We start from the raw sequence: 25,535 nt of genomic DNA on the forward strand, positions 1-25,535 counted from the left end.
CCAAAGGCGGGTCACACGCAAAGGCCCCGGCAGAACCGGGGCCTCGCACGCTGCCGGAAGGGGCAGCGGACATCAGGATCAGAACAGCTCGACCGTACCGGCGCCCATGCTCTGCTGGGCAACAGGCTTGTGCGGCGGACGCTCCCATTCGCTGCGCAGTTCGCGCAGGCGGCTGCCGGTGCGCTGCAGGGCAGAGGCGATTTCTTCGTCGAACACGCCGCCGTTGCGATGCAGCAGTTCCTGCAGGGCCACCGCTTCGCGATTGATCGCGGTCAGGCGGTCCAGGTGGGTATGCACGCCGCCCAGCGCCTGGGTAGCGATGTCCTCGAACTGCAGGGCGCGCACGGCTTCGGCCACGCTGCCGTCGATCGAACGGGCGCAGTCGGACACTTCGCGCATGCCGTCACCCAGCGACGCATTGATCTGCGCCACGTTGTCCAGCATCGCCGCCGCTTCCTGACGCGCTTCACGGGAGCGGTCCATATCGCGCGAGGCCATGTGCGAAACCGTCTCGCGGACCTTGGCGATGGCGTCCTTGGAGCTGTGTGCCAGCTTGCGGATCTGTTCGTTGAAGGTGGTCGAACGCTCGGACAGGTTGCGGACCTCGTCGGCAACCACGGCGAAACCACGACCGGCTTCACCGGCACGCGCAGCTTCGATGGCGGCGTTCAGGGCCAGCAGGTTGGTCTGGTCGGCAATCGACTTGACGTCTTCCAGCAGGGCGAAGATGCCATCCAGGTGCTGCGCCATCTGGTCGATGTGCTGCACGGTGGTGCTGCTCTGGCCGCTCACCTGTTCCAGCGCTTCCACCAGCTGTTCCATGCGGTGGCTGGCGTGCTGGGCGAAGCGGGCAACGTCGAGGCCGGCGCCGCCTTCGTCACCGGCGCGGTCGACGATGCGCGACAGCGCTTGGCTCTGCTGGCGCGACTTGCGGTTCATCGCATCGAAGCTGCCGCCGAGGCTGGAGACGGCCTGGCGGATCAGGTCGCGGGCGCGTTCCACTTCGCCACGCGAACCGTCGATCTCGTTGCCGACGAAGTTGCGCAGTTCGGTCAGCAGCTGGTCCTGCTCACGCAGGACACGGGCATGTTCCGGGGAACGGTGCGCCTGGGCGCGGGCGGTCCACCACGCAAAGCCGAGCCAGCTCAGCGTCATCGTGGTCAGGATCGCCCAACGCAGGGCGACCGGCCATTCGAAACCGATGGCGAAGGGGAGCAGCAGGGTCAGAGCCAGGGGGGCGGCCAGACGGATGAAAATGCGTGAGTACATGGACGTTCTCGGGAGGTGCACGGAGGATGTATCGGCCGTACCCCCCTTCTCTTTAACGTCGATGTGCTCTCTGAATGCGCCGATTTTCTGGCGCCGTCCGCCGGGCCATGCCCGGCGGGCTCGCGGCCCTCAGGCCAGCTGCCGGTCCACGGCCTCGACCATCGCCTTGCGGCTGAGCAGGAAGTCCCAGTAGCTGCCACCCAACTGCCGCCACAGTACGGCGGCGCGCACGGCGGCCAGCAGCAGTGCACGGATCTCGGCGACCACGCCGGCCTGGCCCAGGTAATGCGGGTTGCCCTGCACCATGACCCGCGGCTTGAGGTGGCTGATGGTGTCTGCATACAGGCCGCCCAGCGCGGCCAGTACATCCGGGTGGCCGCTGTCACCCAGCTCGGTGGCCTGGCGCTGGGCGCGCTCGATGCCCGAAGCGACCTTGTTCACGGTGGCGCCGTCCTGCACGAAGCGTCGCTCCAGCTGCAACACCGACAGGGCCAGCTTGGGCAGGATCGGGTCCTGGCCCTGGCTGCGGAAATAATTGTGCAGCAGGCGCAGGCCGGACTTCAGCGCGTGCCGATCGCCAAAAACCGCCTGCGGCGAGGACGCATCGATACGGAACACGCTGTCCACGGCGGTGCGCACGGCAGCGGCGTCGGAATGGCCGGTATCGGCGATACGGCGTACCTGCTGCAGGGCCTGGGCAATGCCGGCCAAAGCCAGAACGCGGTCGTCGACAGTGAAACTCATGCAGCGATTACCTCAAAAGGAGAAGGGGTGGTGCGCAGGCGCTGTTCCAGCGGCGCGTCGGTGGCGGCGATCACCGCGCCACCCAGGCAGACCTCACCGTCATACAGCACCAGGGATTGCCCGGGGGTGACTGCACGCTGCGGCCGGTCGAAGGAAACTTGCACGCTGCCGTCGTCCAGCACGTTTACCGTGCACGGCTCATCCGGCTGGCGGTAGCGGGTCTGCGCGGTGCATTCAAAACGCCGTGCCGGTGGCGCGCCGGCGATCCAGTGCGCGGTTTCCGAGCGCAGCCGGTTGGACAGCATCCATGGGCTGTCGCGATCCTGGTCCACGTACAGCACATTGCTGGCCACGTCCTTGCCGACCACATACCAGGGAGCGGCAGGGCGGCCGCGCACGCCGCCGATGTTCAGGCCTTCGCGCTGGCCCAGGGTGAAATAGAACACGCCAGGATGTTCGGCGATCACGCTGCCATCGCTGGGGTCGAGGATCTGCCCGGTTTTGGCCGGGAGGTAGCGGCCAAGGAACTCGCGGAAATCGCGCTCGCCGATGAAGCAGATGCCGGTGGAGTCCTTCTTGGCGTGGGTCGGCAGGCTCACGTCGCGCGCAATCCGGCGCAGGTCGCTCTTTTCCAGGTCGCCAATCGGGAACAGCGTGGCCGCCAGCTGTTCCTGCCCCAGCTGGTGCAGGAAGTAGCTCTGGTCCTTGGAACGGTCGGCGCCGCGCAGCAGCAGCCACTGATGGCCGCGCTGGGCAATGCGCGCGTAGTGGCCGGTGGCGATCCGCTCGGCGCCCAGCTCGCGGGCCGCATCGAGGAAGTGCTTGAACTTCACTTCGCGGTTGCACAGCACGTCCGGGTTCGGCGTGCGGCCGGCGGCGTACTCGGCCAGGAAGTGCTCGAACACCCCCTGCCAGTACTCGTTGGAGAAATCGCGGAAATGGAATGGGATGCCCAGCAGCCCGCAGACAGCCACCGCATCGCGACGATCATCTTCGGCGCGGCAGTCACCGCTGCCGTCGTCGGCCCAGTTCTGCATGAACAGACCGGCCACGGCCTCGCCCTGCTGTACCAGCCGCCAGGCGGCCACGGAAGAGTCCACGCCGCCAGACACGCCAACCATCACCCGTGGGCTGCTCATGCGACCTCCCGGACCAGTGCAAGCGGGTAGCGCTGGCCGGCCAGGTAGTCGGCCAGCACCTGCCAGACCAGCGGGCTGCGCTGGCGTCCGGCGGCCGCCTGAAGTTCGGCCGGGGTCATCCACAGCGCCCGATCGATGCCGGCATCCAGCGGCCGCGCGGGGTCGTGCGAGACCGGGCGCGCGGCATAGCAGAAGCGCAGGAACGGGGTGCCGTCAGTGGCGGTCCACTGGTAGCAGCCGATGAAGGCGGTCAGTTCCACCGTCCAGCCGGTTTCCTCGACGGTCTCGCGCAGGGCGGCCGCAGCCAGGCTTTCGCCCGGCTCCAGGTGCCCGGCCGGTTGGTTCAGCACCTGCCGGCCTTCAATGGTCTCTTCCACCAGCAGCACCCTGCCACCGTCGACCACCACGGTGGCGACGGTTGCATGCGGTGCCCAGCGCGGGTCCGGCGAGGTGTTCAACTCAGAGGTCGTCCTTCTTGGTCAGCTCCAGCTCCATCGCATCGGCGGTGCGGATGGCCGCATCGATGGCGTCGCTGAGCTGGTCGGAGGTGGCGGCGGCATCGATCTTCACCACGAACATCGCGGTCGATTCCTGCTTCACCCAGCCGCCCATCTTGGCGTCCTGCGAGTCTTCCAGCAGGCGGTTGGCCACGGCCACCGGGAACTGCTTGGTCTGCGAGGTGTAACCCGGCGACCAGATCTCACGGATGTTGTGGGTGCCGAAGTCTTCCACCGACGAGCGCACATAGACGATCTGGGTGCGATCGCCTTCGACGTCGAACACCATCTGGTAATCGCCGTCCTCGTCCACCTCGAAGGTGTAACCCAGCTTTTCCAGCTGGCGGGCGATGGCCTTGTCGGCCTTCGCACTGTCAGCGGCGGTTGCGGCGCCAGCGGCGCCAGCGGTGCCGGCGGTGCCGGCAGCAGCAGCCAGGGCGATCAGCAGGGCGGAGAGAAGGGTCCTTTTCATGAAGATCCTGTGAAACCGAGAGTGTGGGAAGGTGCAATTGTGACGGCGGGCGTCCGTGCCGTCCATTCCGCGCAGGGCCTGCGCAAGGCCGACTCACCCCTTATAATCGGCAGATGCCTCGCGAGTCCGCCCCCGATTCCCACCACGAGCACGGCGTTGCCGTGGAGCCCGCGCGCCCGGAAGTGGCGCCGCCGCCGTTCTATCAGGTCATGCTGCTCAATGACGACTACTCCCCGATGGATTTCGTCGTGGACGTCCTGCAGCAGTTCTTCAACATGGACCTGGACAAGGCCACCCAGGTGATGCTGCACGTCCACACCCGTGGCCGTGGCGTCTGCGGTGTGTTCACCCGCGAAGTGGCCGAAACCAAGGTGGCCCAGGTCAACGAGTATGCGCGGATGAACCAGCACCCGTTGCTGTGCACGATGGAAAAGGCCTGACCTGGCGCGGCGTGCCCACCAAGGTGGGCATCTATCAGGTTCGATTCACGCCTCCGCCAGCGCCTGCAGGGCCATCACGGCCACCGCCTCATCGATGTCGGCCGGGTCGCCATCATTCCGGAACCACACCGCAGACAGCCCGGCACTGGCCGCGATCCAGCGCAGCAGGCGCTCGCGCTCGATATCGGCCAGCCGGCAGACCTGTTCCAGCCGGGCGGCGAACCGCTCGGGTCGCGTCGCAACGTGGATGTCCGGCCCGCACAGGTCCGGGTTGCTGAACATCGTGGTGTAGTCGAACGCGCGGTCGCCCAGCAGCCGCTTCGGGTCGATGGCCAGCCAGCCCCGTGCGCCGAAATCCAGCACGTTGTCGTGGTGCAGGTCGCCATGCAGTGGCCGTATCTCCTGCTCGTCCTCCAACAGTGCCATCGCCAGCGATCTGCACTGTTCCAGCAATGGCGGCAGCGGCGCCCTTGCCTGCAGCAGATCCGCGAACCATCTACGCAGGCAGACCAGATCTTCTGGCGGCGCGCTCCGTGGCCGGTGCAGCTGCTGCAGGACCTGGCACAGGATCATGGTGCAGGCGTCGTCCTCGCCCTTGATCGAACGTTGCCGCAGCGAGTCGCCGTGCGCCCGTTCGATCAGGATCGCCGGTCCCTCGTGGGCCAGCAGGCGTGCGGCACCGTCGCCGTTCCACCAGCGCAGCAGGCGATGGCCGTTCTGTTCCTCTGTCTCCGTGCTCACCTTCAACATGGCCGCCTCGCCAGAGGCGGTCAGCACCGGCCAGAGCCGGGCATGGGGGGTACGGATCGAAGGACCATCACGTCGCAATCGCCAGCGGCTCAGGTAGGGTTCGCTCATGGTGAGTGTGCTGTCCTGGAGTGAACGATGATCAAGCGGTTCGCACTGCTAACGCCATCTGAACGTCGCAATCCGCTAGGGTGATGGAAATCGCGTAGTCAGGCCGCATATTGTCCCCAACTGCCGCCGGAGTAATCCATGTTCAGCAAAGACCTCGAACACACCATCGGCCAGTGCTACAAGCGCGCCCGTGAGGCCCGACATGAGTTCATGACGGTCGAACACCTGCTGTTGGCACTGCTCGACAACCCGTCCGCCCAAGCCGTACTGAAGGCGTGCGGCGCCGACGCCGACCGCCTGCGCCAGGAGCTGGAACAGGCCATCGAGGCCTCCGTGTCCCGCCTGGCCGAAGATGACGGCCGCGATACCCAGCCGACCCTGGGCTTCCAGCGCGTGCTGCAGCGGGCCGTGTACCACGTGCAGTCCTCCGGCAAGAAGGAGGTCACCGGCGCCAACGTGCTGGTCGCCATCTTCGGCGAAAAGGACTCCCACGCCGTCTATTACCTCAACCAGCAGGATGTCACCCGGCTGGATGTGGTCAATTACCTGTCCCACGGCATCGCCAAGCTGGGCGAGGAGGGCGAGCAGCCCTCGTCGTCCGAGGGCGAGGGCCGCATGGAAGGGGGTGAGGGCGAGCCCAAGGGTGATGCCCTGACCGAGTTCGCCAGCAACCTCAACGAGCAGGCCCGTGCCGGTCGCATCGACCCGCTGGTCGGCCGTGCCGACGAGATCGAACGCACCATCCAGGTCCTGTGCCGTCGCCGCAAGAACAACCCGCTGTACGTGGGTGAGGCCGGCGTCGGCAAGACCGCGATTGCCGAAGGCCTGGCCCGACGCATCGTGGAAGGCTCGGTGCCGGACGTGCTGGCCGATGCGGTCATCTATTCGCTCGACCTCGGCGCGCTGGTGGCCGGCACCAAATACCGTGGCGACTTCGAGAAGCGCCTGAAGGGTGTGCTGACCGCGCTGAAGAAGGTGCCCAACGCGGTGCTGTTCATCGACGAGATCCACACCATCATCGGCGCCGGTTCGGCGTCGGGCGGCACCATGGACGCCTCCAACCTGATCAAGCCGGCATTGGCGTCGGGCGAGCTGCGCTGCATCGGTTCGACCACCTTCCAGGAATACCGCGGCATCTTCGAGAAGGACCGGGCGCTGGCCCGTCGCTTCCAGAAGATCGATATCGTCGAGCCGACCGTGGGCGAGACCTACGAGATCCTGCAGGGCCTGAAGTCCAAGTATGAAGCCCACCACGGCGTGACCTACGCCGACGAGGCGTTGCAGGCTGCGGTCGACCTGTCGGTCAAGCACATCGCCGACCGCCTCCTGCCGGACAAGGCCATCGACGTGATCGATGAAGCCGGTGCCCGCCAGCGTCTGCTGCCGGAAGATCAGCGCAAGGAGCTGATCGACGTCGAAGAGGTCGAGGCCATCGTCGCCAAGATGGCGCGCATCCCGGCCAAGCAGGTCAGCGCCACCGACAAGGATGTGCTACAGCACCTGGAGCGCAATCTGAAGATGGTGATCTTCGGCCAGGATCCTGCCATCGGCACCCTGGCGTCGGCCATCAAGCTGGCGCGCTCGGGCCTGGGCAATCCGGAAAAGCCGATCGGCAACTTCCTGTTCGCCGGCCCCACTGGTGTCGGCAAGACCGAGGTGACCAAGCAGTTGGCGCTGCAGCTGGGCATCGAACTGGTCCGTTTCGACATGTCCGAATACATGGAGCCGCATTCGATCAGCCGCCTGATCGGTGCCCCTCCGGGCTACGTCGGCTTCGACCAGGGTGGCCTGCTGACCGAGAAGATCGTCAAGACACCACACTGCGTGCTGCTGCTGGATGAAATCGAGAAGGCGCACCCGGACATCTTCAACATCCTGTTGCAGGTGATGGACCGCGGCGTGCTGACCGACACCAATGGTCGCGAAGCCAACTTCAAGAACGTGGTGCTGGTGATGACCACCAATGCCGGCGCGGCGCAGGCCTCGCGGCGCTCGATCGGTTTCACCAAGCAGGACCACGCCACCGATGCGATGGAGACCATCCGTCGTGCGTTCACCCCGGAATTCCGCAACCGCCTCGATGCGGTGGTGCAGTTCCAGCCGCTGGGCTTCGAGCACATCCTGCGCGTGGTCGACAAGTTCCTGATCGAGCTGGAGATGCTGCTGCAGGAGAAGCACGTCAGTCTGTCGGCCACCCCGACTGCGCGCGACTGGCTGGCCCACCACGGTTTCGACCCGCTGATGGGTGCCCGCCCGATGGCGCGGGTGCTGCAGGACAAGGTCAAGCGCCCGCTGGCCGACGAGCTGCTGTTCGGCAAGCTGGTCAACGGCGGCAAGGTCAGCATCGACGTGCGCAACGACGAACTGGTGGTCGAGGCGCAGGCCGAGCCGGAGCGGCTGTTGCCGGCCACGGTGGAGTAAGGGTGTGCCGGGCATAGCCCGGCAGCGGAGGCAGCGACAGGGCGGCGCAGGCCGCCCTTGTCGTGTCAGCTCTCAGCTCTCAGCGGCTGCGCTGGCGGGTCATGCGCTTGAAAGTGTCGGCTTCGAGGGGCTCGACCCGCTCGATCGTGCAACTGGCGCGATCGGTTTTCAGCACGCTGCGCGAGCCACCGCACAGCTGGTTGCTTTCACCCTGGGTTTCAAATGCCAGCCGCCGCGAGGTCACGGCGCTGCTGCAGGAGGCTTTGAACACCACGCGGTAGTGCTGGTCACCATTGCGCAGCAGCACATCGCGATCGGCGCCGGCGCGGACGATCTGCTGGTCTTCGCTCAAGGCAATGCAGCTGTCACCGGTGGTGGCTGGCGGCGTGTCGGCCGCCTGGGCGGCGGGTGCGATCAGGGCGGCAGTGATGAGTGCGAGGGCAGCGAAGCCAGCGGACAGGGAAGGCATGTTCATGGCGGGGGCAGGGGTGGCGATCCGGACTGGATCGGATGCCACGATGACGCCACTGCCGCGAATGCGAATCTGCCGCAAGCATGGCTGACCGATGTCACGGTGCATTCGGTCAGGGTGCCGTCCGGCAGGGCCGGATTTCAGGCATGACAAAAGGCCAGCGTCCAGGGCTGGCCTTGTCGGGGTGGCGCAAGGCGCCAGCCGCTTACTTCATTCGGTAGGTGATACGACCCTTGGTCAGGTCGTACGGGGTCATTTCAACCTTGACCCGGTCACCGGTGAGGATGCGGATGTAGTTCTTGCGCATGCGGCCGGAGATGTGGGCGATGATTTCGTGCCCATTTTCCAGACGAACGCGGAAAGTGGTGTTCGGCAGCGTCTCGCTGACGGTGCCCTCGAACTCGATGGAATCGTCTTTCGACATGTAGTCCTGTGCGGTTCAGAAAACGGCCACGTTGGGCCTAAGGCGCAGCATTTTACGCGTCAAACGCCCAGCTTGCAAAGATTGCGTTATTCCCCGGCAAAATCCGCCGCCGGCACGCGCCCGACCAGCTGGGTCCAGGCACCATCCCGGCCCGGCGCCTGCACCGCACTGCGGACCTGCTCCAGAAACGGCGCGCGCGGCAGGTGCTCGGCCCCCATGCGCAGCAGGTGCGGGTTCTCCACCTGCGCATCGATCAGTGGCCAACCCCAGCCGTGCAGCGTGCGTGCCAGTGCCGCCAGCGCCACCTTGGAGCCGCCGCTGGCGCCACTGAACATGCTTTCGCCGAAGAACATCGCACCGATGGCCACGCCATAGATGCCGCCGACCAGCGTCTGCCGGTCCCACACTTCGAAGGAATGCGCGAAACCCAGGTCGTGCAGCTGGCTGTAGGCATCCACCATCGCCGGGCTGATCCAGGTGCCGTCCTGGCCGGGGCGGGGCGCGCTGGCACAGGCACGCATCACCTCGCTGAAGGCAGTATCGGCGGTCACTTCCCAGGTGCTGCCGCGCAGCTGCCGGCGGAACCTGCTGCTCAGGTGCACGCCATCGGTGCGGAACACCATGCGCGGGTCCGGCGACCACCACAGGATCGGCTCGCCCTCGCTGAACCACGGAAAGATGCCGCCGGCATAGGCGTTGAGCAGGCGCAGCGGGTGCAGGTCACCGCCCACGGCCAGCAGTCCATCGGGTTGGCGCAGGGCGGTCTCGGCTGGCGGGAAGGGGGCATCCGGCGCATCGGCCAGGCGCCAGGGCAGCTGACGGGTCATGCCGGCATTGTATTCGTCGTGGCGATGCGCGATGTCTGGCACCATCACGCACTACCGGCAAGGAGCCCCGCATGAGCGATCCGATCACCGCCATCCTCGATGCGCACGATGCGCCGCGCACACGCAATGACAGCCTGGCCATGCTGTTGACCCTGGCCAGCGAAGACCGTCCCCAGCTTGGCGCGCTGCTGCTGCGGGCGCTGGACCGCCGCTCGCCCAGCTCCACCTTCCTCGACACCGCCTTGGATCTGCTGCCGGACGAGGCTGTCGCCCCGGTCTGTATTGACGCCTGGCGGCGCTATCGTGACGGCGAGCGCGGCGAGCTGCTGACCAGCGTGCTGGAGTTTGCCAGCTACCAGGCGCCGCACACGCTGCAGGACGATTGGGAGGCGCTGCTGGAGGTCGCCATCGAGGATCACATCCAGCTGGCCTTGCAGGTCTGGCAGGCATTGCCGCCGTCGGTTGCGACTGACTGGGCGCATCGGTTGACCGAGGCAGACGACGATCGCGAACTGGAGCGGGCCAAGGCAGTGCTGCTGGCCACCCAGCCGGAGACCCACGCCGCCGCCCGTGGCTACCTGGCCGACTGGAGCGACCTGGATGCCGAGGTCTGGGCGCACTGGGCGGGCCTGGCCGATGGCCCGCGTCTGCGCCGCCTGCATGGCCAGCAACCGCTGCACCTGCGTTTCGGGCGCGAACAGCATCGCGCACAGGTGGCCGAAGAGCCTGCCTGGCGCAAGCGGATCTGGCGGCTGCATCCCACCTGGAATGGTGGTCAGGTGCATCATGCCGGGCATATGGGCGGCCTGCTCGATGCCGTGTGTGGCAGCTGTCAGGCACCGCTGCAGCGCTTGCTGCAGACCGACGCTGCGGCGCTGGAGGAAGGCGCGGCCGGCTCGATCACCCTGGGCCTGTGCCTGGACTGCTGCGGCTGGGAAGATCCGCCCGTGCGTTTCTATCGCCACGATGCGGAAGGTCTGCCGAGCTGCCACCCCAGCCAGCACTGCGAAGTGCCGATCAATCCCACCGACAGCGGCGACCTGCTGCAGGCCGAAGTGGGTCTTGCCGCGATGGACAGCCCTCGCTGGCAGCAGCAGGACTGGGGCCAGTCCAATCACCGGCAGAACCTGTCGCGGGTGGGTGGCGCACCGAGCTGGGTGCAGAGCGCGCACTACCCGGCGTGCATAGATTGTGGCGAGCAGATGCCTTTCGTGATGCAGCTGGACTCAACGTTGCCGACCACCAATGAAGGCATGGTGCTGTGGGGTAGTGGCGGCATGCTGTACAGCTTCTGGTGCGCGAAGTGCCGGGTGAGCGGGCACTTCTGGCAATGCACCTGAGCGCCGCATCCCCGCCATTGCTGTGGTAGATGCCAACCTTGGTTGGCAGGCTTCTCCGGCGCTACGGTTCCGCACGAAACGGGCCATGCCCCTGCAGCTCCTGCTGGTAGCGCCGCACATCGCGTCGCTCCTGTCGGCACCAGTCCTGCAGTGCCTCGGCGAAGTCCGCGTCGGCTACCCAGTGCCGGCTGCGCACGATGGTGGGCAGGAAGCCGCGTGCCAGCTTGTGCTCACCCTGCGCGCCCGGCTCGAAGCGGGCTATCCGCTCGCGCAGGCAGTATTCGATGCTCTGGTAGTAGCAGGCCTCGAAGTGCAGGCCGGGCAGGGTGGCGCCGCCCCAGTAACGGCCGTAGAGCGTGTCGCCACCACGCAGGCACAGCGCACCGGCAATGGGTTCGCCGTCCTGTTCGGCCAGGAACAGCACCAGCCCTCGGCCCAGTGAAATCGCCAAGTGGCGCAGGAACGCTTCGGTCAGCGCTGGCGCGTTGCCGTATTCCAGGAAGGTCTGCAGGTAGAAGCGGTACATGGCTTGCAGATCGGCGCGGCTCGCTTCGTCGCCATGCACCACCCGGAAGCTGATGCCCTGTCGGGTGACCTTGGCCCGCTCCTGGCGGATGTTCTTGCGGTGCTTGTGGTTCATGGCGTCGAGGAACTGCTCGAACGTGCTCCAGTCGCCCGGGTTCTGCCATTGGAACTGGATGTCCTCGCGCAGCAGCCAGTCGTCGCCGAAGGCGGTCTCGTCAGCTGCCGTGTGGAAATTGATGTGTGCCGACGACACGCCGAGTGCGGGCATCTGTTCGCGCAGTGCCGTCAACAGCATGGTGCGCTGCGAATCGTCACGGGCCAGCAGGCGCGGGCCGGTCACCGGCGAGTACGGCACCGCGCCGAGCCACTTCGGGTAGTAGTCGCGTCCGTGCCGCGCATAGGCATTGGCCCAGGCGTGGTCGAACACGAACTCACCGTGGGAATTGGTCTTCAGGTAGCCGGGAACGGCGCCGACCAGGGTGTGGCCGTCCCACAGGGTGAAGTGCTGCGGCTGCCAACCCCAGTCCTCGCGCAGGCAGCCGTAGGTTTCCAGGCCGGCAAGGAATGCGTGGCTGACGAACGGGTTGCGGCCATCGTGCAGGCTATCCCAGTCGGTGGCGGGAACGGGCTGCAGGGAGTCGAGGAAGCGGGCGGTGGGCATGGGGAGAGGATAGGGCAGGTGAGGTAATCAGTGCCAAACGTTCTCGTTCGTGGCGTTCTGGCGCCGCAATTGGCCCTGAGGGTTTTACGAAAACTGCAGCAATGTGGAGTGAAGTGCTGATCCCTAGCGGATGGATGGGCAACGCTCAGATGCGCGCACGCAAGCGTGCATCAGTCCATCGCACAGGAGTTAAGCATGAAACGGAGATCTATCATTCCGACGGCAGTTCTTGGGCTACTTCTCGCAGCATCTAGTTCCTGCCCTGCTGCGTCCGTCGAAGTTGTTCCGCCAGAGCAGGCCACAGATGTGGCGCTTGATCTTATGTTGACCCGGGAGGGGCAGCGCATGCTTGACCGCTTCCAGCTGGCACGCTCCAAGTCGGCCAACCTTGCCGTGACGGCGTCGGTTGATCTGGTGCGGCAGGTACTGGTCATTGATCTGGATCGGCGGATTCTGGATGGCGAAGACGATCACTCGTTTGAGGATATCGAGCAGCGGATCAGGACTGCGCTGGCAGCTTATGCACTGCAGGCTGGTGCGGGGGAAGTAGTGACCGAGATCGTCTACGGGGGGAAGCCTTACTCGCACTACTTTCAGCGCGACTTACAGTTCAGGCAGGGGGTGGCGCCATTAGGAAACTCGGTACTTGTGTCAGCCAGTCATGGCCTGGTGAGCATTCATCCCGGCCGGGAGTGGGAATTCCAGCGTCCGCTCAGTCACGGCATTCGAGAGGATCTCATCACTCCCGGGTACGCGGAGGAGCTGCAGACCTTCCTTCAGGACAGGGGTTCGGCGTCAGTGTATCGGGCTCGCCGCAATACGGGCGATCTTCACCCGGATTCGATGAGGCCGTGGAGTGAGATGTCCGCACGCTATCATCTTATGAACCTGCTCCCTGACCGCACCGACATCTGGCATCACTTTGCCAACAGTACGGAGAGGGATAGGGAGGTAAAAGACGACATCAGGTCGCGGCCTTACTACGCCAATCATCTGGCGGTGGAGGGCATGCTCAGCCTTCATACCAATGCAAGCGACTCACCCTCTGCCCGAGGCACGCGAGCGTACTACCACGCAAACAAGCAAGCAGATCGTGAATTGGGCGATATGGCGCTGTGCTATATGCATGAACTCATTACTGCGCAGGACGCATACACAGAGTTTCCAGTTGCGGCAAAGTCAGAGGCCGCCCGCCATGGCGAGAACGGGTTCGCACACATGCCCTCGGTTGTGATCGAGATGGCGTTCCACACAAATGCTGAAGACGCAGCCGCCTTGCTGGATCCAGTGTTCCGCACTGCCTCCATGAAGGGAGTCGAGAAGGGCTACCGGCTCTTCCGCGAAGGCAAGGGCTGCGTTCCGTTGAAGGCCGAGCCCATCCAGGGAATCCAGTTGCCCCAGGGAAGCTCACAGCAGGTTGATGTCGCCTTCGAGGGCTATCCGCAGTACCCCATCGAACTGGTCACCACGAACGTGGGCTGCCCGCCCGGATGGACCTGTAGCGACGGAAAGGTTCACATCACTACCCCCGACGACAAACCCAGCCAGATCACCCTGCGGTGCGAGAACGCCGGGAGTGCGCCAATTCTGTGGGATACGCGGGTCGTGGACGCCGATGGCGTGAAATCGCCGTCTGTGCGCCACGTCGTGCAGTGCATCCGAACGTCGCGCGGATCGAATGGGGCTCCGATCAGCCCTGCCGGTGTGGAGCCCGCGACGGCAGGTTGAGTGCTTTGTGAAGCGGGCGCTTTCGCGCCCGCTTCGAGTCAACCATTCCTCGACGCTACAGAAGCCAGCCTCAGCTGGCCTTGCCCTGTGCATCCAGGTAACGCTCTGCGTCCAGTGCAGCCATGCAGCCGAAGCCGGCCGAGGTGATCGCCTGGCGGTAGTGCTGGTCGGCCACGTCGCCGGCGGCGAACACGCCTTCCACCGAGGTCTGGGTGGCGTTGCCGCCCAGGCCCGAACGGATTTCCAGGTAACCGTTGTTCATGGTCAGCTGGCCGTCGAACAGCTGGGTGTTCGGGTGGTGGCCGATGGCCACAAAGAAGCCGTGTGCGTCGATGTCGCGGGTGCTGCCGTCCAGGGTCGACTTCACGCGCACGCCGGTCACGCCGGCCTCGTTGCCCAGCACTTCCTCCACCTGGTGGTGCCAGACAGTTTCGATCTTGCCGGCTTCAACCTTGGCGAACAGCTTGTCCTGCATGATCTTTTCCGCCTTCAGGGTGTCGCGGCGGTGGACCAGGTAGACCTTGCGGGCGATGTTGGACAGGTACAGCGCTTCTTCCACGGCGGTGTTGCCGCCGCCAACCACGACCACGTCCTGGTCACGGTAGAAGAAGCCGTCGCAGGTGGCGCAGGCGGAGACGCCGCGGCCCTTGAACTCGTCTTCGGTCGGGATGCCCAGGTACTTGGCGGTCGCGCCGGTGGAGATGATCAGGGCGTCACAGGTGTACTCGTGGCTGTCGCCGATCAGCTTGAACGGGCGCTGCGACAGATCCGCCGTGTGGATGTGGTCGAAGATGACCTCGGTCTCGAAGCGCTCGGCGTGGGCCTGCATGCGCGCCATCAGGTCCGGGCCCATCAGGCCGTGGGCGTCACCCGGCCAGTTGTCCACTTCGGTGGTGGTCATCAGCTGGCCACCCTGCTGCAGGCCGGTGATGACGACCGGCTTCAGGTTGGCGCGGGCAGCGTAGACGGCAGCGGTCCAACCGGCCGGGCCGGAACCGAGGATGACAAGACGCTGGTGGCGGGAGGGCAGGCTGGTGCTCATGTAGACTCGCGAAAAGGTAGATGGGACAAGGCGCGGCGATGTTTGCACAGCATCCTTGGCTGGTCATAGAGTGGCGGCTGGGGCAGGGCGATTCAAGCCGATGAACAGAACAGCGCCATCCACGGGCGGTTTCGGGCCCTGTCCCCGCTTGTGCGGTAACGGATAACTGAAAACTGACGCCGTCTCGTTTATTATCAAACACTAACAGCGCATTCCAAAGGTATGGTCTAAGGTGGCGAAGCAGGTCCCCGAACGCTCCAAGTCCGACGACAAAAAGGCATCGCGTCGCTCGGCGGCGGCGGCCACGACCGACAATCCACGCCGTCAGCGCCTCTGGCGCGACCTGGGTCTGATCGCCATCGCGCCGGCGCTGCTGTATCTGGCTGCCAGCCTTTTCACCTATTCAGCCACCGATCCGGGCTGGTCGCACACCGGCAGCGTGGTCGCGCCGGTACACAACATGGGCGGCCGCGCGGGTGCGTGGATTGCCGACGTGCTGCTGCAGCTGTTCGGCTACATCGCCTTCCTGCTGCCGGTGGTGCTGGGCGCGCTGGCCTGGATCGCGATGTTCGGCCTCAAGCGCGAGAGCAAGGGCGAGAACGATCTGGACCCCGCATTGCGGCTGGTCGGCCTGGTCGGCTTCCTGATCGCCGGCACCGGTTTCCTGCACGTGCGCCTGTTCAGTGGCGACGTCTCCCATGCCGGCGGCATTCTCGGCAAGCTGGTCGGCAATTCGCTCAGTGTGGGCTTCGGCGCGCTGGGTGCGAACCTGTTCGTGCTGGTGCTGCTGCTGGCCTCGATCACCTTGGCCACAGGCCTGTCCTGGTTCGTGGTGATGGAGAAGATCGGTCGCGGCGTGATGTCACTGGCGCCGTTGCTGGAGCGCAAGAAGGAGCAGGCCACCGAGTGGCAGCAGACCCGCGTGATGCGCGAGGAGCGCCAGGAAGTGCGCAAGGCCGATGCCGAAGTGCGCGCCAAGCGCGAACCGGTGAAGATCGAACCGCGCCCCGAGCCGGTGATCGAAAAAAGTGATCGGGCCAAGCGCGACAATCAGATCCCGATGTTCCGTGGCGTCAACGGCGACGGCTCGGACCTGCCGCCGCTGGCCCTGCTGGATGATCCCAAGCCGCAGCCCGTGGGCTATGACAAGGACACCCTCGACGCGCTGTCGCGGCAGATCGAATTCAAGCTCAAGGATTTCCGCATCGATGCACAGGTGGTCGGCGCCAACCCCGGCCCGGTCATCACCCGCTTCGAGATCGAGCCGGCGCCGGGCATCAAGGTCAGCCAGATCAGTTCGCTGGACAAGGACATCGCCCGCGGCCTGTCGGTCAAGTCGGTGCGTGTGGTCGATGTGATCCCGGGCAAGTCGGTGATCGGCCTGGAAATCCCCAACGTCACCCGCGAGATGATCTACCTGTCCGAGTTGCTGCGCTCGAAGGAGTACGACAAGTCGGCCAGTTCGCTGACCCTCGCGCTGGGCAAGGACATCGCCGGCCGCTCGACCGTGGCCGACCTGGCGCGCATGCCGCACCTGCTGGTCGCCGGTACCACCGGCTCGGGCAAGTCGGTGGCGGTCAACGCGATGGTGCTGAGCCTGCTGTTCAAGGCGTCGCCGAAAGACCTGCGGATGCTGATGATCGACCCGAAGATGCTCGAACTGAGCGTCTACCAGGGCATCCCGCACCTGCTGGCGCCGGTGGTCACCGACATGAAGGAGGCCGCCAACGGCCTGCGCTGGTGCGTGGCCGAGATGGAGCGCCGCTACAAGCTGATGAGCGCGGTAGGCGTGCGCAACCTGGCCGGCTTCAACAAGAAGGTGAAGGACGCGCAGGACGCTGGCCAGCCGATGATGGACCCGCTGTTCAAGCCGAATCCGGAGCTGGGCGAGGCGCCGCGGCCGCTGGAGACGCTGCCGTTCATCGTCATCTTCATCGACGAATTCGCCGACATGATGATGATCGTCGGCAAGAAGGTCGAAGAGCTGATCGCGCGCCTCGCGCAGAAGGCGCGTGCGGCCGGCATCCACCTGATCCTGGCCACCCAGCGCCCGTCTGTGGACGTCATCACCGGCCTGATCAAGGCCAACATTCCCACCCGCATCGCCTTCCAGGTCAGCTCGAAGATCGATTCGCGCACCATCCTCGACCAGTCCGGCGCGGAGACGCTGCTCGGTCACGGCGACATGCTGTATCTACCACCCGGCACGGCGATGCCCGAGCGTGTTCACGGCGCCTTCGTGTCCGATGAGGAAGTGCATCGCGTGGTCGAGCACCTCAAGGCAATGGGGCCGGCCGACTATGTCGACGGCGTGCTGGACGAAGTGCAGACGATGGGCGATGGCGTGGTGGTCGGTGCGACCGGCCTGCCGGAGACCAGTTCCGGTGGCGGCGATGAGTCCGACCCGCTGTACGACGAAGCACTGCGCGTGGTCACCGAGACCCGTCGCGCTTCGATTTCCGGCGTGCAGCGTCGCCTGAAGATCGGCTACAACCGCGCGGCGCGACTGATCGAGGCCATGGAAGCGGCCGGTGTGGTCAGTTCGCCCGAACACAACGGTGACCGCACGGTGCTGGCACCGCCGCCGCCGAAGTAAGTCGAGCCCTGCCGCACTCCCGACGTCCAAGGAACCGACGCATGCTTCAACCCGTTTCCTGCGCGCTGGCGCTGGCCTGCCTGCTGGCAGCCGGCCCGGCGCTGGCCGATGCCGCCGCGACGGTTGCACCTGCGGTCGCGCCGCCGTCCACCGGCAGCGATGCCGAGGCCAGCAACAACTTCAGCTTCGTCCGCTATCGCGCCGACTACCAGGTGCGTGCCGATGCCGGCAACGTACAGACTGAAACCTACGAGATCCTGCTCAAGACCAAGGCAGCGGTGGAGCAGTTCAGCCAGGTGCGGTTGAGCTACAGCGAGAAGATGGAAACGCTGGACGTGGTCAACGCCTACACGCTGACCGCCGACGGCCAGCGTCGCGAGGTGCCGGCTGACCGCATCTATACTCAGGAAAGCTATTCCAGCGCCTCGGCCGCGATGTATGCCGACCGCAAGGTACGGGTGATCGTGTTCCCCAACCTGGCGCCGGGCACGCGGCTGTTCTATCAGGTGCGGCGCACCCAGCTGACGCCGTACTTCCCGGGCTACTTCGGCCTGTGGGAAACCTTCAATGTGTTCACCCAGTACGACGATGCCGAGGTGACGCTCAGCGCGCCGGCCAACCTGCCGATGCACGTGGACAGCCGTGGCGTGCAGGGCAGTGATCGCCCGGTGGTGAAGAACGGCCAGGCGCAGTGGCGCTGGCGCTACCAGCGCCGCGAGCCGATGCAGGCGCAGAACTGGTCGGCGGCGGTGTGGGAGTTCGGGCCGAACATCATGGCCAGTACCTACCGCGACTGGGCGCAGATGGGTCGCGCCTATCAACTGAAAGCAGGGCCGGCCGCACAGGTCACCCCGGAGATCCAGGCGCTGGCCGATGAAGTCACCGCCGGCATCAGCGACCGTCGCGCGCAGGCGGATGCGCTGTATCGCTGGGTCGCGCAGAACATCCGCTACGTGGCGGTGTACCTGGGCAATGGCGGCCTGGAGCCGAACAGCGCGCAGAGCATCCTCGACAACCACTATGGCGACTGCAAGGACCACGTAACGATCCTCGAGGCGCTGCTGGCGGCCAAGGGCATCACCAGTTCGCCGGTGCTGATCGGTGCCGGCGGTGGGCCAACGCTGCCGAAGATTCCGCTGCTGGGCCGCTTCAACCACGCCATCACCTACGTGCCCGAGTTCGATCTGTACCTGGATTCGACCAGTGCCTGGGCGCGCTTCGGCCAGTTGCCCGATGGCGACCTCGGCGCGCCGGTGCTGCACACCCGCGATGCCACTCTGGCGCGCACACCTGCCAACGACCCGCAGCGCAACGCGACGGTGATGGACGTGCGTTTCACCTTTGACGCGCAGGGCAACCTGCGTGGCGAGACGGTGCCGCAGCTGAGCGACAACGCCGAGATCGGCATGCGCGCGCAGTTCGCCCAGCTCAATGCACAGAACCGGGCGCGCGCTGAAGAATCGATCATGGCCGCGTCCGGTTTCGATGGCCGCGGCCAGCTGCAGCTGCAGGGTGTGCCGGTCGACCTGACCCGGCCGTTCGGCTATCGCATGGCGTTCCAGGCCGAGGACTACGTGGACTTCGATGTGGCCGGCGGCATGGCCGTGCCCGATCCGCCCGGTGGTGAATCGGTGCGCGGGCTGTATGCCAGTGCCTCGGCGCCGGACAACGAGACGCCGTTCTACTGCAATGCCAGCCTGCGCGAGGAAACCTATCGCCTGCAGTTCCCGGCCAATGCCCCGATCATCGCGGTTCCGCGCAGCCAGCGGTTTGCCAATGCGGCCGGCGAGTACCGGGTCGACTGGAGCCGGCAGGGCCAGGAAGTGACCGTGCATCACCGCCTGCAGCAGAACGCGGTGCGCGGCGCCGAGGCGCTGTGCCAGCCGCAGGACTATGCCGCGTTCCGCGCACTGTTCCGCGAGGTACGCCGCGGCTTCCGTGGCCAGGTGCTGTACGGCAAGCTGCCGGGCACTGGTGGCTGAATCGCCGATCAGCGATCAGGGCGTCATAATGGCGTCCTGATCGCCCATTCATCTTTTGCCGGGCACACTGGCACCCAACTTTCCTGGCCGCGCGCCCACAGGATTCCTGCATGAACCTTCGCCTCCGCCGTTTCCTCGCCACCACCACCCTGGCCGTGGCCTGCGCCGCTGCCGGCAGCGCCTGGGCCGGCGCCCGTGATGACCTGAAGACTTTCACCACCGGCCTGAAGGGCCTGGATGGGCAGTTCAGCCAGCAGGTGTTCGACAGCCGTGGCAAGGTCAAGGAATCCACCAGCGGCCGCGTCGCCCTGTCGGCACCGCGCCTGTTCCGCTGGGAATACGTGCGCCCGCACGAGCAGCTGATCGTGGCTGATGGCAAGAAGGTGTGGATGTTCGAGCCGGACCTGGAGCAGGCGACCGTGCGCGAGCAGGGCAAGGAAGAGCAGAACAGCCCGCTGACCGCGCTGATCAACCCGGCACTGCTGGAGCAGCAGTACGACGTCAGCGAAGAGGCCGCGCAGCGCGACGGCCTGCAGTGGCTGTCGCTGTCGCCGAAGCGCGAGACCGAAGCCAGCTTCCAGTACGCCGCGCTCGGCTTCAATGCCCAGGGTCTGGCGAAGATGGAGATTACCGACGCCGTCGGCCAGCGCACCGTGATCAGCTTCAGCGGCTGGAAGCGCAACCCCAGCTTCGCCGCCAACACCTTCCGCTTCACCCCGCCGGCCGGCACCGACGTCATCGGCAACTGATCGCGGTCGCCGGGCATGGCCCGGCGCAAACTGCTCTGGTGGGTGTCAACCTTGGTTGACACGTTTCTGATCTGCCGGCCAGCGGCCGGCACTACCGATCATGGTCCGCCGGGCACGGCCCGGCGCTACCGCCGTTGGTAGGTGCCAACCTTGGTTGGCACGCTCTCGCGGTACAATGACCGGGTGCCAAGACATCGTTCCACTTCATTCCCCGGACCCGATCTGCTGAGTGTCGATCGGGAGCACATGCGCCCGCTGGCCGAGCGCATGCGCCCGCGCACCCTGGACGAAATGGTCGGGCAGAAGCGTCTGCTCGCGCCGGAGAGTGCGCTGCGTCGCGCGGTCGAATCCGGGCGGGTGCATTCGATGATCCTGTGGGGGCCGCCCGGCTGCGGCAAGACCACGCTGGCGTTGTTGCTGGCTGAATACTCCGACGCCGAATTCCGTGCCATTTCCGCGGTGCTGTCCGGCCTGCCGGAGGTGCGCCAGGTGCTGGCAGAGGCCGCGCAGCGCTTCGCCGAAGGCCGTCGCACGCTGCTGTTCGTCGACGAAGTGCATCGCTTCAACAAGGCGCAGCAGGATGCGTTCCTGCCGCATATCGAGCGCGGCACCATCCTGTTCGTTGGCGCCACCACCGAGAACCCGTCGTTCGAGTTGAACTCCGCGCTGCTGTCGCGTTGCCGCGTGCACGTGCTGGAAGGCGTCTCGCCGACCGACATCGTTGAAGCGCTGGAGCGTGCATTGGGCGATCGCGAGCGTGGCCTCGGCGAGGAACACATCGAGGTTGCGCCGGAGCTGCTGCTGGAAATCGCCACCGCTGCCGATGGCGACGTGCGTCGTGCGTTGACCCTGCTGGAAATCGCCGCCGAACTGGCGGGCGGGGAGGGCGGTCGCATCACCCCGCAGACCCTCACCCAGGTGCTGGCCGACCGCACCCGCCGCTTCGACAAGGGCGGCGAGCAGTTCTACGACCAGATCTCTGCGCTGCACAAATCCGTGCGCAGCTCCAATCCCGATGCCGCGCTGTACTGGCTCACGCGCATGCTCGACGGCGGCTGTGATCCGTCGTATCTGGCACGCCGGCTGACCCGCATGGCCATCGAAGACATCGGCCTGGCCGACCCGCGCGCACAGAGCATGGCGCTGGAAGCGTGGGACATCTACGAGCGGCTGGGCAGCCCGGAGGGCGAGCTCGCCTTCGCCCAGCTGGTGCTGTACCTGGCCAGCACCGCCAAGTCGAATGCCGGCTATGCCGCCTTCAACCAGGCCAAGGCCGATGTGCGCGACAGCGGTACCGAAGAAGTGCCACTGCACCTGCGCAACGCACCGACCAAGCTGATGAAAGAGCTGGGCTACGGCGCCGAGTACCAGTACGACCACGACGCCGAGGGCGGCATCGCGCTGGACCAGACTGGCTTCCCCGATGCGATGGGCGAGCGGGTGTACTACAACCCGGTGCCGCGCGGGCTGGAGATCAAGCTGAAGGAAAAGCTGGACCGGCTGCGCGCTGAGCGCGAGGCGGCGAGGGCGGCCAAGGGCGCATAGCCCGGTTCGCTTCATGCAAGGTTTCTCATTGCCCTGCCTGTACGCATTTGGCAGACTGCGCGGCCCCGTTTTTCAAGGAACGATGCCGTGCAGGAAATGATTCTGCCGTTGAAGCGCTACGCCCAGTTCGAGGGTCGCGCCAATCGCCGCGAGTACTGGATGTTCCAGCTGTTTCTGTTGCTGGCGGGAACTGCGGTGGGCTTGATCGCGCTGACGGTGGCGCTTGTGGCTGGTCTTGTGCTGGACGCCGATTCCAGCTGGATGGCCGGAATCACGATCGGGGCACTGGCGCTGGTGGGTCTGCTCTGGCTGGCCACGATCGTGCCGCTTATCGCAGTGACTGTGCGCCGCCTGCATGACTGCGGCCAGTCCGGCTGGCTGTATCTGCTGGCCCTGGTGCCGGGTGGTGGCCTGGTGATCCTGATCTTTGCGCTGCTGCCAGGCACGCCGCAGGACAACCCGTACGGCCCGGTGCCTACTGGCCCCTGAGGTCGCCAACGTCGCCTCATGCAACGAAGCCGGCTCTGAGCCGGCTTCGTCGTTTCTGCGCTGCTGTCAGTGGTGCCGGGCTGTTACTGCAGTACGCAGTCGCCCAACGCCAGATAGTCCGATCCCGAGCTGAACTGCAGCGTGCAGCTGGCGGTGAAGGAAACGCCTTCCTCCATCGCTGCAAGCTTGGCGTTCTGCTCGTCATCGGAAGCGGTCAGGCGGGCCAGCACCTGGCCATCCTCGTCGCCCGCCTCAAGGATCGGCTCGCCCTGCAGGTTGCTGGAGGCGCCCAGGCTCACCGCCGTGAACTGCACGGTCTGGTTGAGCTGTTCCAGTCCAAGGGAGGAATAGCCGGCCTCTTCATAGGCCGAATACAGCCCGGCAAGGCTTGGCGCGGCGTGACCGGCCAGCGGAGCGAGGAGGCCGGCAAAGAGTGCGATCAGTGCTTTGTGCTTCAAGGTGTTCTCACAATCATGGGATCCGATCCCATGCGGGTTGTGGAGCTGATGGGCGGGTCCAGGCAGGCACCCGCGAGGGCGGGGCGATTCCTGCGCCCCGTTGGCAGGAAAAGTAGATGAACCCGGACTTCCGGCGCAAGCGCTGGCGCAAGCGCTGGCGCACGTACTGGCGCGCGCGTGATACACAGTGTGACGTTTGATCGATGTGATAATCATTCGCGTTTAAGGTAGACTGCGGTCCCTTGTGAACCGGTGGCCGTGTGCCGCTTTCGCCGTCACTGATGAAGTCTTCCGTCCTGCCTCCGTGCCGCGGCCCGCTGCTGTCCGGCCTGGCCGCCTTGATGATGGGCCTGCTCCTGGCTACCCCGTACGCATACGCGCAGCAACGCAATCCGCTGCAGAAGATGGGCCAGACCGTGCTCGATGCACCGGCGGCCAGCTATCGCTTCGAGCGTTTCGTGATCGACAGCCCCGACCAGCAGCGCCGCTGGCGGGTGAATGTGGCGATTCCGGCCAAGGCCGCCAAGGCGCCATCGCCGGTGCTGTACGCACTGGACGGCAACGCCGTGGCGATGGTGCTGGACCAGCCGCTGCTGGCCGAGCTGGCCGCACGCAAGGCGCCGCCGGTGCTGGTGCTGATCGGCTACGACAACGACCTGCGCATCGATTCGGCGTCGCGCACCCGCGACTACACCGCGTGGATCGATCGCGCCGATGATGAAAGCGGCAGGACGCAGGCTGTCGGCGGCGGCGCAGCGGCCTTCCTGGACATGATCGAGCGCCGCATCAAGCCCGAAGTGGAACGCCGCGCCAACATCGATCGCCAGCAGCAGGCCCTGTGGGGCCATTCGCTGGGCGGCCTGTTCGTGCTCAGCAGCCTGTACACCCGTCCGGCCGCCTTCCAGTACTACCTCAGTGCCAGTCCGTCATTGTGGTGGAGCCAGGGGGCGCCGCTGGGTGACATCGAGCAGCAGTTCGTGCAGAACGTGCATGGCCAGCCAGCAAAGGTGTGGCTGATGCTGGGCGGTGCCGAGCGCGTCGGCGACCGTGGCAAGCGCGACATGAGCAATCCGCGCGTGGTCGCGCATCTGCGCCGCATTGGTGGCGCCACCCCGGATGCGGCGATGCAGCTGTCCGAGCGCCTGGGCAAGGTGCCGGGGCTGAGCGTGCAGTACCGCGAGTTCCCGGGCCTGGGCCATGGCCCGATGCTGCCGGCGTCCTTCCACGCGGCGCTGCATGAACTGTATGGCTTGACCGATCGCAGTGCCGATGACGGCCAGTCAACCGGTGGTGACAACGCCGCCGAATGAACCCCTCGCACGGCAGTGCCGTGCGACCCCACTACCCAGGCGGACTGTCGATGTGCAGTGGCCAAGGCAACCGATGAATCCCGCGCCACGAGGCGCGGCCTACGTGTGCAAGGAGCCTTCCATGTCGTTCCGTCCGTCTTTCCGTCTCACTTCCCTGGCTGCCGGCCTGCTGCTGGCAGTTACAGCCACCGCACAGCCGGTGTTCGACCAGCCGGCCAGCGCTACCTTCAAGGGCCAGGTTGTCTCACGCGGTGAGAACGTGGTTCCCGGCAGCACCGCCGATGTCACCGGCCGCGGCTTCGTGCCGGGCCAGCAGGTCAGCCTGCTGCGTGGCGATACCGTGCTCAACAGCCAGCCGGTGGTGGTCGATGCCGATGGCAACTTCAAGACCCAGCTGGCCATTCCGGCCGACGCGGTGCCGGGCACTCACCCGGTGATGGTGCGCGCCAGCCAGCCGGCCGCCGCAGCCGTGCTGAAGCTGCGTGTGTCGCCGCAGCTGCCGCTGTCGGGCCAGGCGAAGTTCGCCACCCAGTCCAACAAGCTGGTGCCGGGCCTGTACCAGTCGGCCTACAGCGCCGCCAGCAACGCAGTGTTCGTGACCTCGGCCGTCGGCCGCCCGCCGGTCACCCAGTCGCAGCTGCTGAAACTGGACCCGAAGTCGCTGAAGGTGACCAAGGCCATCACCCCGGCGCAGGTGCCGGGCAGCACCAACGGTGCAGTGTTCGCGGTGTATGGCGTGGGCGTGGATGATGCCAATGGCAACGTCTGGGTCAGCAACACCCGCCAGGACACCGTGGCCGTCTATCGCCAGGCGGATCTGTCGCTGGTCCACCAGTTCCCGGTCGGTACCGTGCCGCACGCTCGCGACGTCGTGGTCGACAGCACGCACGGCAAGGTGTTCGCCTCGGCCACCGGCGAAGACCACTTGTCGGTGTTCGATGCGAAGACACTGAAGGCACTGGAGCCGATCACCCTGGCCTCCGGCGTGGACGATGAGAAATTCGTGCCGATGAGCCTGGTGCTGGATGAGCCAAGCGGCAAGCTGTTCACGGTCAGCATCGGTACGCCGGAAGCGGCGGTGATCGATGTCGCCAGCGGCAAGGTCGACAAGGTCATCGACCTGGGTAATTCGATCAGCGCTTCGGGCGTTGCATTCGATGCCGAGCGCAACCGCCTTTACGTGGCCTCGCAGGGTACCGACAACCTGCTGGTCGTCGACGTGGCCAGCGGCAAGGTCGTGCACGACGTGCCGGTCGGCGCCGGCGCACTGAACGTGGCCTTCGATGCGAAGAGCGGCCTGGCCTACGTCACCAATCGCGGCGCCGGCACGGTCACTGCCGTCGATCGTGATGGCAAGGTGGTCGGCAACCTCGATGGCGGCACCTTCCCGAATCACGTCCGCGCCGATGGCAAGGGCAATGTCTTCGCCGTGAACAAGTCGCGTGGCGCTGAGGATCCGAAGGGTGACCGCATCACCCGCATCAGCCTGCGCCAGCCGTAAGCCACAGGGCAGGGCGGCACCCCGCCGCTCTGCCAGCAAGGAGAAT

23 protein-coding genes are annotated in these 25,535 nt (G+C 65.9%); 11 read left to right on the forward strand and 12 right to left on the reverse strand.

What is annotated here, in order from left to right; all coding sequences use genetic code 11:
- Nucleotides 1-78: 78 nt before the first annotated feature.
- The 5 genes from ACEF39_RS10010 to ACEF39_RS10030 all read right to left on the reverse strand — a co-directional run bounded on the left by ACEF39_RS10010 (nt 79) and on the right by ACEF39_RS10030 (nt 4,121).
- Nucleotides 79-1,269 carry a methyl-accepting chemotaxis protein gene (locus ACEF39_RS10010; RefSeq protein ID WP_100552494.1) on the reverse strand — a complete coding sequence of 397 codons (1,191 nt, stop codon included), beginning with the start codon at nt 1,267-1,269 and terminating at the stop codon, nt 79-81.
- Nucleotides 1,270-1,398: 129 nt separating this feature from the next.
- Complete coding sequence (hflD, locus tag ACEF39_RS10015; protein ID WP_025879123.1) at nt 1,399-2,013, reverse strand: high frequency lysogenization protein HflD; 615 nt, start codon at nt 2,011-2,013, stop codon at nt 1,399-1,401.
- The gene (gene mnmA, locus ACEF39_RS10020) at nt 2,010-3,152 is read right to left on the reverse strand and encodes a tRNA 2-thiouridine(34) synthase MnmA (protein WP_500287836.1); all 1,143 of its coding nucleotides are present in this window, start codon (nt 3,150-3,152) and stop codon (nt 2,010-2,012) included. The genes hflD and mnmA overlap by 4 nt, the downstream gene beginning before the upstream one ends.
- Nucleotides 3,149-3,610 (reverse strand): NUDIX hydrolase, encoded by a 462-nt coding sequence (locus tag ACEF39_RS10025; RefSeq protein WP_500287837.1) that lies wholly within the window; start codon nt 3,608-3,610, stop codon nt 3,149-3,151. Before ACEF39_RS10025 ends, mnmA begins: the two co-directional genes overlap by 4 nt.
- Nucleotide 3,611: 1 nt before the next feature.
- Nucleotides 3,612-4,121 carry a hypothetical protein gene (locus ACEF39_RS10030; RefSeq protein ID WP_500287838.1) on the reverse strand — a complete coding sequence of 170 codons (510 nt, stop codon included), beginning with the start codon at nt 4,119-4,121 and terminating at the stop codon, nt 3,612-3,614.
- A 113-nt stretch (nt 4,122-4,234) separates the two neighbouring features.
- On the opposite strand from ACEF39_RS10030, the gene clpS reads away from it, so the two are divergent.
- Nucleotides 4,235-4,561, forward strand: coding sequence for an ATP-dependent Clp protease adapter ClpS (gene clpS, locus ACEF39_RS10035; RefSeq protein WP_025879127.1), 327 nt, complete (start codon nt 4,235-4,237; stop codon nt 4,559-4,561).
- A gap of 45 nt (nt 4,562-4,606) precedes the next feature.
- On the opposite strand, the gene ACEF39_RS10040 is transcribed toward clpS, so the two are convergent.
- On the reverse strand, nt 4,607-5,419 hold the full coding sequence (locus tag ACEF39_RS10040) for an APH(6) family putative aminoglycoside O-phosphotransferase (protein WP_500287839.1): 813 nt from the start codon (nt 5,417-5,419) through the stop codon (nt 4,607-4,609).
- Between the two features lie 138 nt (nt 5,420-5,557).
- On the opposite strand from ACEF39_RS10040, the gene clpA reads away from it, so the two are divergent.
- Nucleotides 5,558-7,840, forward strand: coding sequence for an ATP-dependent Clp protease ATP-binding subunit ClpA (gene clpA / locus ACEF39_RS10045; RefSeq protein WP_500287840.1), 2,283 nt, complete (start codon nt 5,558-5,560; stop codon nt 7,838-7,840).
- A gap of 79 nt (nt 7,841-7,919) precedes the next feature.
- On the opposite strand, the gene ACEF39_RS10050 is transcribed toward clpA, so the two are convergent.
- The 3 genes from ACEF39_RS10050 to aat form a co-directional block, all read right to left on the reverse strand.
- Nucleotides 7,920-8,315, reverse strand: a complete 396-nt coding sequence (locus ACEF39_RS10050; protein ID WP_500287841.1) for a hypothetical protein — start codon at nt 8,313-8,315, stop codon at nt 7,920-7,922.
- Between the two features lie 202 nt (nt 8,316-8,517).
- Nucleotides 8,518-8,736: a translation initiation factor IF-1 gene (gene infA, locus ACEF39_RS10055; RefSeq protein ID WP_005409596.1), complete on the reverse strand. Its 219-nt coding sequence runs from the start codon at nt 8,734-8,736 to the stop codon at nt 8,518-8,520.
- A gap of 86 nt (nt 8,737-8,822) precedes the next feature.
- A complete protein-coding gene (gene aat, locus ACEF39_RS10060; protein WP_500288003.1) occupies nt 8,823-9,563 on the reverse strand; it encodes a leucyl/phenylalanyl-tRNA--protein transferase in 741 nt (246 codons plus the stop codon).
- A 71-nt stretch (nt 9,564-9,634) separates the two neighbouring features.
- On the opposite strand from aat, the gene ACEF39_RS10065 reads away from it, so the two are divergent.
- Entirely contained in the window at nt 9,635-10,903 is a 1,269-nt protein-coding gene (locus ACEF39_RS10065; RefSeq protein WP_500287842.1) for a hypothetical protein, read from the forward strand.
- Between the two features lie 61 nt (nt 10,904-10,964).
- Here the strand turns inward: ACEF39_RS10065 and ACEF39_RS10070 are convergent, their stop codons facing one another.
- Nucleotides 10,965-12,089 (reverse strand): GNAT family N-acetyltransferase, encoded by a 1,125-nt coding sequence (locus ACEF39_RS10070; RefSeq protein ID WP_500287843.1) that lies wholly within the window; start codon nt 12,087-12,089, stop codon nt 10,965-10,967.
- A 345-nt stretch (nt 12,090-12,434) separates the two neighbouring features.
- On the opposite strand from ACEF39_RS10070, the gene ACEF39_RS10075 reads away from it, so the two are divergent.
- Nucleotides 12,435-13,817 carry an N-acetylmuramoyl-L-alanine amidase family protein gene (locus ACEF39_RS10075; RefSeq protein WP_500287844.1) on the forward strand — a complete coding sequence of 461 codons (1,383 nt, stop codon included), beginning with the start codon at nt 12,435-12,437 and terminating at the stop codon, nt 13,815-13,817.
- A 70-nt stretch (nt 13,818-13,887) separates the two neighbouring features.
- On the opposite strand, the gene trxB is transcribed toward ACEF39_RS10075, so the two are convergent.
- The gene (gene trxB, locus ACEF39_RS10080) at nt 13,888-14,859 is read right to left on the reverse strand and encodes a thioredoxin-disulfide reductase (protein WP_025877237.1); all 972 of its coding nucleotides are present in this window, start codon (nt 14,857-14,859) and stop codon (nt 13,888-13,890) included.
- Nucleotides 14,860-15,091: 232 nt separating this feature from the next.
- Between trxB and ACEF39_RS10085 the strand changes: the two genes are divergently transcribed.
- From ACEF39_RS10085 to ACEF39_RS10105, 5 genes are all read left to right on the forward strand, one after another.
- The gene (locus ACEF39_RS10085) at nt 15,092-17,455 is read left to right on the forward strand and encodes a DNA translocase FtsK (protein ID WP_500287845.1); all 2,364 of its coding nucleotides are present in this window, start codon (nt 15,092-15,094) and stop codon (nt 17,453-17,455) included.
- Between the two features lie 41 nt (nt 17,456-17,496).
- Nucleotides 17,497-19,437, forward strand: a complete 1,941-nt coding sequence (locus tag ACEF39_RS10090; protein WP_500287846.1) for a DUF3857 domain-containing protein — start codon at nt 17,497-17,499, stop codon at nt 19,435-19,437.
- 110 nt (nt 19,438-19,547) lie between these two features.
- On the forward strand, nt 19,548-20,186 hold the full coding sequence (lolA, locus tag ACEF39_RS10095) for an outer membrane lipoprotein periplasmic chaperone LolA (RefSeq protein ID WP_176020732.1): 639 nt from the start codon (nt 19,548-19,550) through the stop codon (nt 20,184-20,186).
- A 246-nt stretch (nt 20,187-20,432) separates the two neighbouring features.
- The gene (locus ACEF39_RS10100) at nt 20,433-21,731 is read left to right on the forward strand and encodes a replication-associated recombination protein A (protein ID WP_500287847.1); all 1,299 of its coding nucleotides are present in this window, start codon (nt 20,433-20,435) and stop codon (nt 21,729-21,731) included.
- Between the two features lie 87 nt (nt 21,732-21,818).
- Nucleotides 21,819-22,220 (forward strand): DUF805 domain-containing protein, encoded by a 402-nt coding sequence (locus ACEF39_RS10105; RefSeq protein ID WP_180167028.1) that lies wholly within the window; start codon nt 21,819-21,821, stop codon nt 22,218-22,220.
- Nucleotides 22,221-22,303: 83 nt separating this feature from the next.
- Here ACEF39_RS10105 and ACEF39_RS10110 read toward each other — a convergent pair whose 3' ends face one another.
- Nucleotides 22,304-22,678 carry a hypothetical protein gene (locus ACEF39_RS10110; protein ID WP_500287848.1) on the reverse strand — a complete coding sequence of 125 codons (375 nt, stop codon included), beginning with the start codon at nt 22,676-22,678 and terminating at the stop codon, nt 22,304-22,306.
- A 281-nt stretch (nt 22,679-22,959) separates the two neighbouring features.
- On the opposite strand from ACEF39_RS10110, the gene ACEF39_RS10115 reads away from it, so the two are divergent.
- Both ACEF39_RS10115 and ACEF39_RS10120 read left to right on the forward strand, forming a co-directional pair.
- Nucleotides 22,960-23,988 (forward strand): alpha/beta hydrolase, encoded by a 1,029-nt coding sequence (locus ACEF39_RS10115; RefSeq protein WP_500287849.1) that lies wholly within the window; start codon nt 22,960-22,962, stop codon nt 23,986-23,988.
- Between the two features lie 121 nt (nt 23,989-24,109).
- Nucleotides 24,110-25,489: a YncE family protein gene (locus ACEF39_RS10120; RefSeq protein ID WP_500287850.1), complete on the forward strand. Its 1,380-nt coding sequence runs from the start codon at nt 24,110-24,112 to the stop codon at nt 25,487-25,489.
- The last annotated feature ends 46 nt before the right edge of the window (nt 25,490-25,535 follow it).

It is taken from the genome of Stenotrophomonas indicatrix (assembly GCA_041545745.1).
Lineage (GTDB): Bacteria > Pseudomonadota > Gammaproteobacteria > Xanthomonadales > Xanthomonadaceae > Stenotrophomonas > Stenotrophomonas indicatrix_A.

Coding starts and splice junctions, on each gene's coding strand:
- clpS (WP_025879127.1), top strand. CDS start 4,235: ATGCCTCGCGAGTCCGCCCCCGATTCCCACCACGAGCACGGCGTTGCC.
- hflD (WP_025879123.1), bottom strand. CDS start 2,013: ATGAGTTTCACTGTCGACGACCGCGTTCTGGCTTTGGCCGGCATTGCC.
- ACEF39_RS10050 (WP_500287841.1), bottom strand. CDS start 8,315: ATGAACATGCCTTCCCTGTCCGCTGGCTTCGCTGCCCTCGCACTCATC.
- ACEF39_RS10040 (WP_500287839.1), bottom strand. CDS start 5,419: ATGAGCGAACCCTACCTGAGCCGCTGGCGATTGCGACGTGATGGTCCT.
- ACEF39_RS10120 (WP_500287850.1), top strand. CDS start 24,110: ATGTCGTTCCGTCCGTCTTTCCGTCTCACTTCCCTGGCTGCCGGCCTG.
- ACEF39_RS10010 (WP_100552494.1), bottom strand. CDS start 1,269: ATGTACTCACGCATTTTCATCCGTCTGGCCGCCCCCCTGGCTCTGACC.
- ACEF39_RS10030 (WP_500287838.1), bottom strand. CDS start 4,121: ATGAAAAGGACCCTTCTCTCCGCCCTGCTGATCGCCCTGGCTGCTGCT.
- ACEF39_RS10070 (WP_500287843.1), bottom strand. CDS start 12,089: ATGCCCACCGCCCGCTTCCTCGACTCCCTGCAGCCCGTTCCCGCCACC.
- aat (WP_500288003.1), bottom strand. CDS start 9,563: ATGACCCGTCAGCTGCCCTGGCGCCTGGCCGATGCGCCGGATGCCCCC.
- ACEF39_RS10075 (WP_500287844.1), top strand. CDS start 12,435: ATGCTTGACCGCTTCCAGCTGGCACGCTCCAAGTCGGCCAACCTTGCC.
- ACEF39_RS10090 (WP_500287846.1), top strand. CDS start 17,497: ATGCTTCAACCCGTTTCCTGCGCGCTGGCGCTGGCCTGCCTGCTGGCA.
- trxB (WP_025877237.1), bottom strand. CDS start 14,859: ATGAGCACCAGCCTGCCCTCCCGCCACCAGCGTCTTGTCATCCTCGGT.
- mnmA (WP_500287836.1), bottom strand. CDS start 3,152: ATGAGCAGCCCACGGGTGATGGTTGGCGTGTCTGGCGGCGTGGACTCT.
- ACEF39_RS10115 (WP_500287849.1), top strand. CDS start 22,960: ATGAAGTCTTCCGTCCTGCCTCCGTGCCGCGGCCCGCTGCTGTCCGGC.
- clpA (WP_500287840.1), top strand. CDS start 5,558: ATGTTCAGCAAAGACCTCGAACACACCATCGGCCAGTGCTACAAGCGC.
- infA (WP_005409596.1), bottom strand. CDS start 8,736: ATGTCGAAAGACGATTCCATCGAGTTCGAGGGCACCGTCAGCGAGACG.
- ACEF39_RS10100 (WP_500287847.1), top strand. CDS start 20,433: ATGCGCCCGCTGGCCGAGCGCATGCGCCCGCGCACCCTGGACGAAATG.
- lolA (WP_176020732.1), top strand. CDS start 19,548: ATGAACCTTCGCCTCCGCCGTTTCCTCGCCACCACCACCCTGGCCGTG.
- ACEF39_RS10065 (WP_500287842.1), top strand. CDS start 9,635: ATGAGCGATCCGATCACCGCCATCCTCGATGCGCACGATGCGCCGCGC.